The following is a 14,212-nucleotide window of genomic DNA, read 5'->3' on the forward strand; positions in this document are numbered from 1 at the left end:
GCGGCGGCCTTAAAGCCGACCGGTATTGCGATTGTCGATCGCGGTTCAAATGTGGGAGGGGGCTTGCCCCCGATGGCGGTGTGTCAGTTGATGCATCTGTGGTTGTCCCATTACTATCGGGGGCAAGCCCCCTCCCACAGTTTGATCTCCATACATCAGGTAGATATCAGTCCGCGGCTAACTCGGCGTCCTGCCGGGTTACCCACGCTCCAAAGCCTGTGTTCGGCCAGCGTGGGTTTACGGGGCGCCGAAGGTCAAAAGCCAAGGCAGGGCGCGGCGGCCTTAAAGCCGACCGGTATTGCGTTTGTCGATCGCGGTTCAAATGTGGGAGGGGGCTTGCCCCCGATGGCGGTGTGTCAGTTGATGCAGATATGGCTGTCCCACTGCTATCGGGGGCAAGCCCCCTCCCACAGTTTGATCTCCAAACATCAGGTAGATATCAGCCTGCTTTTGATCTGCTTTTGATTTTGATCTCAGGCGCCCCGTCAAACACGCTGGCCGAACGCAGGCTTGAATCCGTGGGTAACCCGGCAGGACGCCGGGTTAGCCGTCTTGGGCCAAGGATGGCCCATGACGGCGGCCCACGGATTCAAGCCGGAGTGAGGGCACACCGAGCCTAGGCGAGGTGCCGAGTGTTGGGGCAAGAGCGTTTTGCTTACTTTTGCGCTCTTCAAAAGTGAGCCGCCGTAAGGGCGGAACCATAAGCGGCCGTTACCCTGATAACGGATATGTACACGATCAAAGGTTACCTATGGAAAAGTCACGGTTACGCAAACTAGGAATGCTCGCAACACTGGCCATCGCCATCGGCCTGGTCATCTACACCGTGCAAGCCCCCGCCGATGCGCCGCAATACCTGACCGCCACCGCCGAACGCGGCGATATCGAAAACGCCGTCCTCGCCACCGGCCTGCTCGAAGGCATCAAGCAAGTCGACGTCGGCGCCCAAGTCTCCGGCCAATTGAAGTCCCTCAAGGTCAAGGTCGGCGACAAGGTCAAGAAGGGCCAATGGCTCGCCGAAATCGACCCACTGATCCTGCAAAACACCCTGCGCAAAGCCCAGGTCGACGAAGAAAACCTCCAGGCCCAACGCCGTGCGACGGCGGCCCAGCTCAAGCAAGCCAAGTCCGTGTACGAACGCTACAAGGGCCTGCAGGACGACGAGTCGGTATCGCGCCAGGACTTCGAAGACGCCGAGTCCACCTTCCAAGTACAACAGGCCAACCTGTTGTCCCTGGATGCCCAGATCAAGAGCGCCCATATCCAGATCGACACGGCCAAGGTCAACCTGGCCTACACCCGTATCGTCGCGCCCATCGACGGCGATGTGGTCGGCATCGTCACCCAGGAAGGCCAGACCGTGATCGCCAGCCAACTGGCGCCAGTGCTGCTCAAGTTGGCCGACCTGGACACCATGACCGTCAAGGCCCAGGTCTCCGAAGCGGATGTGATTCATATCAGCCCCGGCCAGCAGGTGTATTTCACCATCCTCGGCGAGGCCGACAAACGCTACTACGCCAAGCTGCGCGGCACCGAGCCGGCGCCGCAGAATTTCCTTGAAACCCAGGCCGCCGGCACGCCGAAGCAGAACACCGCGGTGTTCTATAACGCGCTGTTCGATGTGCCCAACCCCGACCACCGCCTGCGCATCGCCATGACCGCCCAGGTGCGTATCGTGCTCGACACTGCCCAGGCCGCGTTGATGGTGCCGGTGGCGGCGCTTGGCGCACGCAACAACGATGGCAGCTACCCGCTGCGGGTGCTGGACGCCAAGGGCAAGGCGGTTTCGCGGGATGTGAAGACCGGGATCAACAACAACGTCAAGGTGCAGATCCTCGACGGCCTGGCCGAAGGCGACAAAGTGGTGATCGGCGACGCCACGCCGGCCGTGGCGGGGAACTGACGCATGACCCAGCCACTGTTGGAACTCAAGGGCATCACCCGTAGTTTCATGGCCGGTGAGCGTGAATTCATCGCGCTCAAGGGCATCGACCTGACGATACATGCCGGGGAAATGGTCGCGATCATCGGCGCCTCAGGCTCCGGGAAGTCCACCCTGATGAACATCCTCGGCGGCCTGGATTACGCCACGGCGGGCAGCTACAAGATCAATGGCATCGAGACCCGCTCGCTGGGGGACGAGCAGTTGGCCGAACTGCGCCGCGACTACTTTGGTTTTATCTTCCAGCGCTATCACTTGCTGGCGCACCTGAGTGCCTTGCACAACGTGGAAATGCCGGCGATTTACGCAGGCACACCGGAAACCGCGCGGCACAGTCGCGCGCGGGAATTGCTCACGCGCTTGGGCCTTGCGGGCCATACCACCCATCGCCCCAGCCAGCTCTCGGGCGGGCAGCAGCAACGGGTGAGTATCGCCCGAGCGTTGATGAACGGCGGCGAAGTGATCCTCGCCGATGAACCCACCGGTGCCCTCGACACCCACAGCGGCAAGGAGGTGATGCGCATCCTCGCCGAGCTGCACGCGGCCGGGCACACGGTGATCATCGTTACCCACGACCCCAAGGTCGCGGCGAATGCCCAGCGTATCGTCGAGGTGAGTGACGGCGAGATTGTCAGCGACAAGGCCAACGACGGTGTCGGCCTGGAACTGCCCAGCGACACCCCGATTGAGCCCAGGCGCAGCGGCGCCCGGCGCTTGGTGGCGAGCCTGGGGTTGTTCAAGGAGGCGTTCAACATGGCCTGGGTCGCGCTGGTGTCCCATCGCATGCGCACCTTGCTGACCATGCTCGGCATTGTCATCGGCATTACCTCGGTGGTGTCGATCTCGGCCATCGGTGAAGGCGCCAAGCGCTATGTGCTCAAGGACATCCAGGCGATCGGCAGCAACACCATCGATATCTTTTCCGGCACCAGTTTCGGCGACAGTCGCGCCTCGGCCATCGAGACCTTGATGCCCTCGGATGTGGACGCGTTGAACCAGCTGTACTACGTCGACAGCGCCACGCCGGTGGTGGGCCGCAACCTGTTGCTGCGTTTTGGCAATATCGACCTGGATGCGCAGGTCAATGGCGTCAGCGACCGCTATTTCAAGGTGAAGGGCCTGAAGCTCGAGGCCGGTATCGCCTTCAGTGAAAGCGACGCACGGCGTCAGGCCCAGGTGGTGGTGATCGACCACAACACCCGGCACCGTCTGTTCGGACCAAATGTCGACCCGCTGGGCCAGGTGATCCTGGTGGGGAACCTGCCGTGCACCGTGATTGGGGTGACTGCCGACAATAAAAACATGTTCGCCGCCAGCAAGGCGCTGAACGTGTGGGTGCCCTATGAAACGGCGGCGGGGCGCTTGCTCGGGCAGCGCCATCTGGACAGCATCACCGTGCGTATCAAGGACGGCCAGCCGAGCAAAGTGGTGGAAGACAACGTCAATAAACTCATGCTGCAACGCCATGGCACCAAGGATTTTTTCACCAACAACCTCGACAGCATCATGCAGACGGTGCAGAAGACCAGTCGCTCCCTGGCGCTGTTGTTGTCGTTGATCGCGGTGATTTCGCTGCTGGTGGGCGGTATCGGCGTGATGAATATCATGTTGGTGTCCGTCACCGAGCGTACCCGTGAGATCGGCATTCGCATGGCGGTCGGCGCGCGCCAGTCGGATATTCGCCAACAGTTCCTGGTGGAAGCGGTGATGGTGTGCCTGATTGGCGGGCTGATCGGGATCTCGCTGTCGTATGCCCTGGGGTTTCTGTTTTCGTTGTTTGTGAAGGAATGGGAGATGGTGTTTTCACTGGGCTCGATCATCACCGCGTTTGCCTGCTCGACGCTGATCGGCATTGTATTTGGCTTTGTGCCGGCGCGGAATGCGGCACGGCTGGACCCGATTGAAGCACTGGCAAGGGATTGAGACCGGTCTGCCAATGAGGAGCCAATGTGGGAGGGGGCAAGCTCCCTCCCACATTGTGATCGGTGTTGTCTTAAAAACCAGCGGTGTCCTCAGTGGCATACATCCACCGCAACAGCGAATGCCGCCCACTGATCCCCAGCTTGATCGCCGCGCGTTTCAGGTAACTCTCGATGGTGTTGACCTTCAACGCCAACTGCTCCGCCAACTCCGGCGCGGTACGCCCGGCCAGCAGGCCCACGCACACCTCAAGCTCCCGCTTGGACAGGCTCAACCCCGATTGCACCAGGCGCTCTTCAATGCGTCGGCGCAGGGTTTCGATGCCTTGGTTTTCCGCCACCACAGGCTCGCAGCCCGTGCGGCATGGCTGGATCGCGCTGATGTGCTTTTCCACCATCGGCAATAGCAACGTGGAGAAGTCCTGCAGCATGCTGCGCTCCTGCGGCGAAAAGCTGTCGGACTGGTGTGAGCGATACACCGACAGCACGTAGCGCACGTTGTCCCTGCGGCGGGTGAGGTGCAGTTGGGCGGCGGGTTGTTCTTCGCCCAGTGGCGCGACCGAATCGGTGTAGATCGGGCTGATCTTGCGCTGGGTGTGGCCGTCGGCGCTGACCTGCAATTGCGTGATATGGGTGGCGTCCACTGCCAGTTGAGTGAGGATCAGGTCATGCAGCATGCGTGGGAAATGGCGACTGCCGGTGCTGGCGATGACCTTGCCAATATGGGGGAACAACTGTGAGTTCATCATTTCGTCCATGAGGCGTGCAGGCATTCGGCTTTATAGCGGCGGGGATTAAGATGCTAGCCAATGCGAATAACCTACCGTGATAGTCCTTCCCGCCGGAACCTATGCTAGTACAGCCTGGCGACGGGAAGGGGATCCAATCTGAAAAAATCGGATTAAATATTCACAAGCTTAGAAGGACGCATAACAGTACGGGCGCACTTGGCCAGCGCCTGCTGCACATCCGCCAGCAGGTCGGCGATATCTTCCAGCCCCACCGACAAACGCACCAACCCTTCGCTGATGCCGTGCGCCGCACGCTCCTCCGGTGTGTAGGTGGAATGGGTCATGCTCGCCGGGTGCTGGGCCAGTGACTCTGCATCCCCCAGGCTGACCGCTCGCGTGAACACTGTGAGCGCATTCATGAAGCGCCGGCCGGTGTCGATCCCGCCCTTGAGTTCGAAGGCAATCATGCCGCCGGGCAGTTTCATCTGCCGTGTCGCCAGTTCGTATTGGGCGAAAGAGCGCAGACCGGGGTAAGTCACCCACTGCACGGCCGGGTGCGCCTGCAGGGCTTCGGCCACCGCCTGGGCATTGCTGCAATGGCGGTCCATGCGCAGGGCCAGGGTCTTGAGGCCGCGCATCAATAGCGAGGCGTCCTGGGGCGACATCACCGCGCCGGTCAGGTCCTTGAGGCCTTGCAGGCGAATACGCTGGGCCAGGGCCTGGCTGCTCACGGCGATGCCCGCGGTGATATCGCCGTGGCCGCAGAGGTACTTGGTGGCCGAATGCACCACCACGTCGGCGCCCAGGTCGAGGGGGCGTTGCAGATAGGGGGTGCAGTAGGTGTTGTCGATCACCACGGTGACGTTGGGCTGCTGATGGGCGAGGGCGGCCACGGCGGCGATATCCACCAGTTGCAAGGTGGGGTTGGCCGGGGTTTCGCAGTAGATCATACGGGTGGCGGGGCAGAGTGCCGCTTGCAGGGCGGCCAGGTCGGTGAGGTCGACATGCCGCACCTTGATACCGAATTCGCCGATGCCGTGGTGCAGCAGGGCGAAGGTGCAGCCATACAGCGTCTGACTGACGATCACTTCATCACCGGGGCGCAGCAGGGTCCAGAACGTGGCGGCGATCGCCCCCATGCCGGAACTGAAAGCCACTGCCGCCTCGCCGTTTTCCAACGTCGCCATGCGTGACTCCAGCAGTGCCAGGGTCGGGTTGGAAATGCGCGTATAAAAGTGGCCGGTGGCTTCGCCAGCAAAACACGCGGCGCCGTATTCGGCGGTGGGGAATGCAAAGGTGGCAGACAGGTAAATCGGCGGCACGAGCGCGCCGTGATGGTCCTTGGGGTCGTAGCCGTGGTGGATGGCGCGGGTGGAAAAGCCGAATGTGTTGTGTTTATTGTTCATGTCGGGCGCTCCTTATTTCCTACAATGCTATGCTCATAACCAGAGATGAACTTTGCAATGTTTGCTGCCAATTCCCGCATCCTGGGATGAAAATCGTCTAAAAATAACAATCAGAGGCACGTTATGCCCGTCAGTCTCGACCGCACCGATAAGGCCCTTTTAAACGCGTTGCAAGGCAATGCCCGACTCACGGTGGCGGAGTTGGCCGACCGCGTCTCCCTGACGACCTCACCGTGTTGGCGCCGGGTGCGCAACCTGGAGGAGAGTGGCGTTATCAGTGGGTATCAGGCGATCCTCTCGCCCAAGGCGCTGGGGTATGGGGTGACGGCGTTTGTCAGCATTATGATGGAGAGTCATACCCAGGAGATTGCCAGGGCGTTTGAGCAACGGTTGTTGGAGATTCCCGAGGTGGTGGCGTGTCATAACGTGTCGGGGCGGTATGATTTTTTGTTGGAAGTGGTGGCTAGGGATCTGGAGTCGTTTGGTGAGTTTGCGCGGGAGGTGTTGCAGACGCTGCCTTGCGTTAAGGAAATTTATTCGAGTTTTTCTTATAAGTCGGTGCGGGCTTTGCGGGTTATTCCGTTGCCGGGGTGATGGGGGTGTGTACATATCCATTACTTCGGTAACGACGGCCTGGAGCCGGCCGATTTCTTACTGTCGATCTCGGTCAAATGTGGGAGGGGGCTTGCCCCCGATTGCGGTGTGTCAGCTAATACATCTGCAAATGACACACCGCCATCGGGGACAAGCCCCCTCCCACAGTTTGATCTTCATACATCAGGTAGATATCAGCCTGCTTTTGATCTGCTTTTGAGCTTGGGCGGCCCCCAAATCCCTGTCGCATGACGGGCACACCGAGCGGCCCGCTGTAAGCGCGGAACCAATAGCAGCCGTTACCCCAATAACGAATATGTACCCAACACACACACAAACAATTGGTCACCCCGTCTTACCCAAAATTGGATATTCCTCCCCAAAGCCCCGATGACTAACCTAGCCATCAATCCCCACTGCCCCGGAATATCACCATGCAAACCCGTACCGATTTCTACACCGCCTCCCCAGACGCCATGAAAGCCATGCTCGCCCTGGAAGCCGCCGTCGGCAAACTGTCCATCGAGCTGCCACTGCTGGAACTGGTGCGCTTGCGCGTATCGCAGATCAACGGCTGCGCCTTCTGCCTCGACATGCACACCGCCGATGCACGCAAGGGCGGCGAGACCGAGCGCCGCTTGTACACCCTGTCGGCCTGGCGCGAAACGCCGTTCTTCACCCCACGTGAGCGTGCTGCCCTGGCCTGGGCCGAAAGCCTGACCCTGCTCAGCCAGACCCATGCCCCGGATGAAGATTTCAACACGTTGACCGCCGAGTTCAGCGCTCAGGAGCAGGTCGACCTGAGCGTGGCGATCGCCACCATCAACAGTTGGAACCGCCTGGCCGTGGGTTTTCGCAAGATGCCCAAGTAATCCTTAGAAGTTGACCGATGCACTCAGGCGCGCCGTCAGTGGCGCGCCCTGGAACAGGTAGTCATCGCCCATGTACTCGCCCGCGTCGCGCCAGTAGCGCTTGTCGAACAGGTTGTCGACGCTCAGGCGAAACACCGTCTCATAGCCGTCCACTTGGGTGGTGTAGCGGCTGCCCACATTCACCACCGCGTAATCTCCCACCTCGACAGTGCCGGTGCGGTTGGCGGACTTCTTGGCGCTGTACTGCACGCCACCGAGCACCGCCAGGCCGTTCACCCATGGCAACGCATAGTCCGCATACACGCTGGCGCGCAGCTTGGGCACGTTGATCGCCTGGTGGCCTTCATAGTCCGGCGTACCGCTGCCGGTGACCCGCGCACGAATCGCGGCCACGCTGGTTGCGATTTGCAGGCGCTCGGTGGCCCAACCGTTAGCCGACAGTTCCAGCCCGGTGTTCTTCTGCTCGCCCTGTTGCACGTAAGTGAAGTTGCCGGCGCCATCAGGCTTGGCGTACTGGTAGGCCTGGCGGGTCTGGAACACGGCGGCGGCAAAGCTGATGCGGCGCCAGTCGTATTTGACCCCGGCCTCGAGTTGCCGCGAGGTGGTGGGTGCCAGGGTTTCATCGGCGTTGCTGGCGAACCATGGCGCGGTACCGCCCAGGGACAGGCCTTTGCTGTAGCTCGTATAGAGCGAAATGCTCTCGACCGGTTTGTAGATCAACGATGCCTGCGGCAGGAACACGTATTGCTGGGTGTGGCGCGCCTGGCTGCCAGTGACACCGTCGAAGGCCTTTTCGTCCAGACGCACTTCGCGGCCGCCGAGGATCGTCTGCCATTGCTCGTTGAAGCGGATGCGGTCGGTGACGAACAGGCCGTACTGGCGGCTGTCGAGGGTGCGATGGCTGGCGTTGAGGGGTTTGTCGGTCGGTGTGAACGAGGGCGCGTCCACGTCGATGTTGGTGGTGCCGATCAGTTCGTTAACCGATTTTCGCTTGTCGATCACCCGGCGGAACGCACTGGTGCCGAACGTCAGCTCATGGCCGAGGCCGGCGGTGTCGAACAGCCCGGTCAGCGCGGCCTGCACCTCATCGTCGCGGCGGGTGTCGTCCGGGCTGCGGTAGTCATAGACGTCGTAATTGCCTTCGGGGCTGAAGTAGTTCGGTACGCTTGACGTGCAACGGGTCGACCCATAGCAACCCCAGGCAAACGAACTGTAATCGTCGATCACCACCTTGCTGCGGGCCGCGCTGAGGCTGCCTTTCCACTGATCGCTGAAGCGGTACTCGAACTTTCCAGTGAGGTTCAGCGAGTCGATCCCCACCTGTTTGGAGCCGGTCTGGTGCCCCAGCAGTTTCTTTGGCGAGGCGCCGTGTGGCACCTCCGTGCCGCCCAGCAATTGGTAACCCGGCACCGAGCGCTGTTGCTTGTCCTGGTACTCCGCGTCCAGTTGCAGCAGGGCGTCCGGGCTGATGTTCCAGTCGAACGCCAGGGCCACAAAATCGCGCTGGCCGTTGGCGTGTTCCACATAGGAATTGAGGTCTTCATGGGCGACGTTGGCGCGCAGGCCGAACTGCTGCTCGCTGCCGAACCAGCCGCCGACGTCGGTGGCGACATAGCCGCTGCCGCGATCGTCGGTGGACACGGTCACCGAGCGCACATCTTCCGGGCGCTTGGTCACGTAGTTGATCACGCCGCTGGGCTCGGAGATGCCGCTTTGCAGGCCCGCCAGGCCCTTGAGCACTTCGACCTGCTGCTTGTTTTCCAGGGCAACGTTCTGCTCGCCGGTGATGGTGCGCCCATTGATCTTGTAGCTGCTGGCCGCGTTCAGCGAGAAGCCGCGCACCACAAAGTTTTCGTAATAGCCGATGGGCGCATAGCTGTCGCCCACCGAGGCATCGTTACGCAGCACTTCACTGAGCAGGCGCGCTTGCTGGTCCTTGATCAGCGCGGCGTTGATCACGGTGATCGAGGCCGGGGTGTCCAGCAGCGGCGCGTCATCGAAGCTGCCGACCGAGGCGGTTTCACCGCGGTAGCCTGACGTGTCCTGGCCTTGGACCTTCACCGCCGGCAGCTCAATTTCAGCCGCCAGGCTGTTACCGATGCTGCCACTGAGCAGCAGGCCGAGGGCGAAACGTGAGGTGACGACGGGACGAAAACGCGAAACCATGGGGGCAAGGCCTTAAAGCGCAGGGCGGGGGGCGCATAAGCTAGGCATATCGGCCAGGTTTTACAAGGTATTGAGAAGGTTTCTCCGTTAGTGGCGATGTTTCAACGTTTCACTGGGCAATTCCTTGAACAGCGCGCGATAACTGTTGGAAAACCGCCCCAAATGCCAGAACGACCAATTCATCGCCACCTCCGCCACCGTGGTGCCGGGTGAGTTCAATAACTCCCGTCGCGCCCCATTCAACCGTCGCAGCCGCAACCACTGCGCCGGGCTCATGCCGGTGTAGGTCTTGAAGCCCTGCTGCAACTGTCGCAACGGCACGCCGGCAATCCGGGCCAGTTCCAGCAGGTTGACGGTTTCGTCCGGAACGTCTGCCGCCCATTCGCCAATGCGCGCCATCAACTGGCGTTCGTCGCTGCGCCGCTGCAACGCGTGGCGGTCCAGGCAGACGCAGGCGTTGTCGAGGATGAACAGGCAATCGTCCAGCAGCTGTTGGGTGAGGGGGGCGGGATCGGTGACCGTGGGCAAGCGTGTCAGCGTGCTACTTAACCAACGGCTGAACAGCGCGTTCTGTTGGCACGTCAGCGGGGCCATGAACAAGCCTTCGAGTGTTGCCACATCCAGCCCATGACGCTGCACAAATTGCGGCCCGAACACCACCGCCACTTCGCGGTAGTTTTCCGGCGTGATCCAGGTGTTGCGGCTTTCGCCATTGAGCACGTACAGCGCGTTGTCGCTGCCGTCGAAGCAGAACGCCAACGACCCTGACGGCGCGTTGAAATGCTGCTCCACGCGGGTGTTCATGCGCTCTTCGTACACCTGCACGCCTTGCAGGTCGAGGTAGCGGATCTGCCCGGCGAAATGCCCTGGGGACATCTGCTGGTACTGCTGCACCCAGCCGGGTGTCGCACCGCATTGAGCGGCCACATCACCGGTGGTGAAGGCCTGTACGCGCAACGCTGTCGACTGTGTCATGGGATACCCTGGGCGCACTCTAATGGTGCGTTGTGGCGCGTGCAAAGTGGATAGATGCCGACGGGCAGCGGCCTCAAGATAGACCTCAATGCGCCAGGTGTACAAGCCGACGCCAGTCCCCCAGCCATGGACTGCGACAGGCTCAAGCAGTGCCTGGGCGTGTGGGGTCGTGCTGTTGAGCGTCTAACAACCAATAAAGGGGTGTCGATATGCGTCTTGTGAAACAGCTTCTCCCGCTGGCACTGGTGGCGGCATTCAGCAGCACCAGCCAGGCGGCACCGACGGTGAGCATCTACAACTGGACCGACTACATCGGCGAGACCACCCTGGCCGATTTCCAGGCCAAGACCGGGATCCAGCCGGTCTACGACGTATTCGACTCCAACGAAACCCTGGAGGGCAAGTTGCTGGCCGGGCGCACCGGCTATGACGTGGTGGTGCCGTCCAACCACTTCCTGGCGCGACAGGTCAAGGCCGGTGCGTTCCTCAAGCTCGACCGTGCGCAACTGCCCAACTTCAAGAACCTCGACCCCAAGCTGCTCGCGCTGCTGGAGAAAAACGACCCCGGTAACGCACACTCGGTGCCGTACCTGTGGGGCACCAATGGCATCGGTTACAACGTCGACAAGGTCAAGCAGGTGCTCGGCGTCGACCGTATCGATTCGTGGGCGGTGCTGTTCGAGCCCGAGAACATCAAGAAGCTCAACCAGTGCGGCGTGGCCTTCCTCGATTCGGCGGACGAGCTGTTCCCGGCCATCCTCAACTACCTGGGCAAGGACCCGCGCAGTGAGAATCCCGAGGACTACAAGCAGGCCGAAGCCAAGCTGCTGACGCTGCGGCCGTACATCACCTATTTCCATTCCTCCAAGTACATCTCGGACTTGGCCAACGGCGATATCTGCGTGGCCTTCGGTTATTCCGGCGACGTGTTCCAAGCCGCCAACCGCGCCAAGGAAGCCAAGAACGGCGTGAACATTGCCTATTCGATTCCCAAGGAAGGCTCCAACCTGTGGTTCGACCTGTTGGCGATTCCCGCCGACGCGAGTAACCCGAAAGAAGCCCACGCGTTCATCAACTACCTGCTCGACCCTGAAGTGATCGCCAAGGTCAGCGCCTCGGTGGGCTATGCCAATGCCAACCCGGCCGCCAAGGCCTTCATGGCCCCGGAACTGGTAAACAACCCCGAGGTGTACCCGCCACAGGCCGTGCTCGACAAACTCTACATTTCCACCACGCCCACCCCGGCGACCATGCGCCTGATGACCCGCGCGTGGAGCAAAGTGAAGACCAATAAATGATCCAGTCAACTGACCACGCCCACTCCTACTACCGAGCCACGGCCAACGCCCTGGCGGAGCGTCCGGCCCTGGGCACCGACCTGACCGCTGACGTGTGCGTGATCGGCGGCGGGTTCACCGGCGTCAATACCGCCATCGAACTGGCCCAGCGTGGGCTCTCGGTAGTCCTGTTGGAAGCCCGGCGCATCGGCTGGGGCGCCAGCGGGCGCAATGGCGGGCAGTTGATTCGCGGCATCGGCCATGATGTGTCGGGGTTCGCCAAGCATGTGGGCGAGGAGGGCGTGCGTTACCTGGAACGCGCCGGGATTGAGTCGGTGGCGCTGGTGGGCGAGCGCATTCGCGAGCACAGCATCGACTGCGACCTGCGCTGGGGCTTTTGTGAATTGGCCAATACGCCGGCACAATTCGCCGCGTTCAAGGCCGAGCAGGCACACCTGGCCAACCTGGGGTACGTGCATGAAACCCGCCTGGTCGGCCCACAGGACATGCAACAGGTGGTGGGCTCGACAGTGTATGCCGGTGGCCTGGTGGACATGGGCTCCGGGCATTTGCATCCGCTGAACCTGGTATTGGGTGAAGCACGGCTGGCCGAGTCCCTCGGCGTGCGGATTTTCGAGCACACCGAAGTGCTGGAACTGCTCCACGGCGACACCGTGCAGGTGCGCTGCGCCGGTGGCACCGTGCGCGCGGCCAGCCTGGTGCTGGCGTGCAATGCGCACCTGGAGGAACTGGAGCCCCGTTTGAGCGGCAAGGTGCTTCCGGCCGGCAGCTACATCATCGCCACCGAGCCGTTATCGGAGGACATCGCCACCCCGTTGATCCCGCAAAACTTCGCGCTGTGCGACCAGAAAGTCGGCCTGGACTACTACCGACTGTCCGCCGACCGACGCCTGTTGTTCGGCGGCGCCTGCCATTACTCCGGACGCGACCCAGCGGACATCGCCGCCTATATGCAGCCGAAAATGCTCAAGGTCTTCCCGCAATTGGCCCAGACCGCCATTGAGTTTCAGTGGGGCGGCAAGATCGGCATCACGGCCAACCGTTTTCCGCAGGTGGGGCGGCTGAAGCAGTACCCGAATGTGTTTTATGCCCAGGGGTATTCGGGGCATGGGCTGAACGTGACGCACTGGTGTGCAAGGCTGCTGGCCGAGGGTATCCATGCCGGTCACAGCCAGGGCCTGGATATGTTCAGCCAAGTGCCGCACATGACGTTCCCCGGCGGCAAGGCGCTGCGTTCGCCGCTGTTGGCGCTGGGGATGATGTGGTATCGGTTGCGGGAATGGCTCTAGTCACAATCCAATGTGGGAGGAAGCAAGCCCCCTCCCACATTTTGTATCCCATCAGTCTTGGGGAGCGGTGAGTACCTTTCGGAAGGTTTCTACCAACGGCCGGAGGTTTATCCGATGCCACGCCGCCCACAGCGGCGTGGTGTAGGTCATCCACGGCAACTCCCGCAACACCACGCCCGGTGGTGCATTGCGGCTCAGGCCTTTTTGCACCATCGCCACGCCCAGCCCCGAAGCGACCAGCCCCAAGGCGGTAAACGGCTCACCGGCCTCCATGGGAATCTGCGGGGTGAAACCGGCGCGGATGCAGGCGGCGACGAAGTCGTCGGCGGGGTTGGCGCCGGGTTTGCGCTGCACCCCGATCCATTCCTGGTCGGCCAGGTGTTGCGGCAACAGCGCGTTTTGGCGGGCCAATGGATGATGCTCGGGCAATGCCAGCAGCATGGGGTCGTCGAGCACCTGCAGCGCGGTCAGGTCCGGGTCATCGGCGGCGGGTGGTTCGCCGACCAGGGCAATGTCCAGGCTGCGTTGGCGCAGGCCTTCGAGTTGTTCGAGGGAGGGCTGGTTGTACAGCTTGATATGCACGGTGGGCCGGTCATCCCTCAGGACGCGCAAGGCGTTGGGCAGTACGCCGGCGTGCATGGCGTTTTCGATATAGCCGATGCACAGGCCGCCTTCTTCACCGCGGCCCAGGCGCTTGCCCAGGGACTCCAGGCGATTGGCGTGGGTCAGCAGCGCCTTGGTTTCCGCCAGGAAGGTCTGGCCGTCACGGGTCAGGCGGATGCGTTGCTGGCTGCGTTCGAACAGGGTCAGGCCCAGGCGCTCTTCGAGCTGGGCGATCTGCCGGCTCAGCGGCGATTGGGAGATGTGCAAGCGCTCGGCGGCGCGGCCGACGTGTTCTTCTTCAGCGACCACTTCGAAATAGCGCAGTTGACGGAGATCGATCATGTTGGACCTTTTCTTTAAGACCTGTAGCGACTCAAGTTGGTCGCAGTATGTCTTGGACGGTCCGACCTAGGCAAT

At 61.7% G+C, this 14,212-nt stretch carries 12 protein-coding genes; 7 read left to right on the forward strand and 5 right to left on the reverse strand.

Annotation, left to right across the window (positions count from 1 at the left end; translation table 11 throughout):
• The 3 genes from BM403_RS32025 to BM403_RS30640 form a co-directional block, all read left to right on the forward strand.
• A partial coding sequence (locus BM403_RS32025) for a hypothetical protein (protein ID WP_139238016.1) occupies nt 1–465 on the forward strand: 465 nt, incomplete at its 5' end.
• Between the two features lie 286 nt (nt 466–751).
• Nucleotides 752–1,903 (forward strand): macrolide transporter subunit MacA, encoded by a 1,152-nt coding sequence (gene macA, locus BM403_RS30635; RefSeq protein ID WP_046034020.1) that lies wholly within the window; start codon nt 752–754, stop codon nt 1,901–1,903.
• 3 nt (nt 1,904–1,906) lie between these two features.
• Nucleotides 1,907–3,865, forward strand: a complete 1,959-nt coding sequence (locus BM403_RS30640) for a MacB family efflux pump subunit (protein WP_012723759.1) — start codon at nt 1,907–1,909, stop codon at nt 3,863–3,865.
• A gap of 70 nt (nt 3,866–3,935) precedes the next feature.
• On the opposite strand, the gene BM403_RS30645 is transcribed toward BM403_RS30640, so the two are convergent.
• Entirely contained in the window at nt 3,936–4,607 is a 672-nt protein-coding gene (locus tag BM403_RS30645) for a helix-turn-helix transcriptional regulator (RefSeq protein ID WP_093546884.1), read from the reverse strand.
• Nucleotides 4,608–4,762: 155 nt separating this feature from the next.
• Nucleotides 4,763–5,998 (reverse strand): methionine gamma-lyase, encoded by a 1,236-nt coding sequence (locus BM403_RS30650; protein ID WP_093546887.1) that lies wholly within the window; start codon nt 5,996–5,998, stop codon nt 4,763–4,765.
• Between the two features lie 123 nt (nt 5,999–6,121).
• Between BM403_RS30650 and BM403_RS30655 the strand changes: the two genes are divergently transcribed.
• Nucleotides 6,122–6,592, forward strand: a complete 471-nt coding sequence (locus BM403_RS30655; protein ID WP_012723762.1) for an Lrp/AsnC family transcriptional regulator — start codon at nt 6,122–6,124, stop codon at nt 6,590–6,592.
• 434 nt (nt 6,593–7,026) lie between these two features.
• On the forward strand, nt 7,027–7,464 hold the full coding sequence (locus BM403_RS30660; protein ID WP_093546890.1) for a carboxymuconolactone decarboxylase family protein: 438 nt from the start codon (nt 7,027–7,029) through the stop codon (nt 7,462–7,464).
• 3 nt (nt 7,465–7,467) lie between these two features.
• Here BM403_RS30660 and BM403_RS30665 read toward each other — a convergent pair whose 3' ends face one another.
• Nucleotides 7,468–9,630, reverse strand: coding sequence for a TonB-dependent siderophore receptor (locus BM403_RS30665; RefSeq protein ID WP_093546893.1), 2,163 nt, complete (start codon nt 9,628–9,630; stop codon nt 7,468–7,470).
• 87 nt (nt 9,631–9,717) lie between these two features.
• Nucleotides 9,718–10,605 carry a helix-turn-helix domain-containing protein gene (locus BM403_RS30670; RefSeq protein ID WP_046034024.1) on the reverse strand — a complete coding sequence of 296 codons (888 nt, stop codon included), beginning with the start codon at nt 10,603–10,605 and terminating at the stop codon, nt 9,718–9,720.
• Nucleotides 10,606–10,814: 209 nt separating this feature from the next.
• On the opposite strand from BM403_RS30670, the gene BM403_RS30675 reads away from it, so the two are divergent.
• Together BM403_RS30675 and BM403_RS30680 are read left to right on the forward strand one after the other, a co-directional pair.
• On the forward strand, nt 10,815–11,903 hold the full coding sequence (locus BM403_RS30675; RefSeq protein WP_012723766.1) for a polyamine ABC transporter substrate-binding protein: 1,089 nt from the start codon (nt 10,815–10,817) through the stop codon (nt 11,901–11,903).
• Complete coding sequence (locus tag BM403_RS30680; protein WP_093546896.1) at nt 11,900–13,192, forward strand: NAD(P)/FAD-dependent oxidoreductase; 1,293 nt, start codon at nt 11,900–11,902, stop codon at nt 13,190–13,192. The genes BM403_RS30675 and BM403_RS30680 overlap by 4 nt, the downstream gene beginning before the upstream one ends.
• 51 nt (nt 13,193–13,243) lie before the next feature.
• Here the strand turns inward: BM403_RS30680 and BM403_RS30685 are convergent, their stop codons facing one another.
• Nucleotides 13,244–14,137, reverse strand: a complete 894-nt coding sequence (locus BM403_RS30685; protein WP_046034027.1) for a LysR substrate-binding domain-containing protein — start codon at nt 14,135–14,137, stop codon at nt 13,244–13,246.
• Nucleotides 14,138–14,212 lie beyond the last annotated feature (75 nt).

The sequence above is a fragment of the Pseudomonas sp. OV546 genome (assembly GCF_900116845.1).
GTDB lineage: Bacteria > Pseudomonadota > Gammaproteobacteria > Pseudomonadales > Pseudomonadaceae > Aquipseudomonas > Aquipseudomonas petroselini.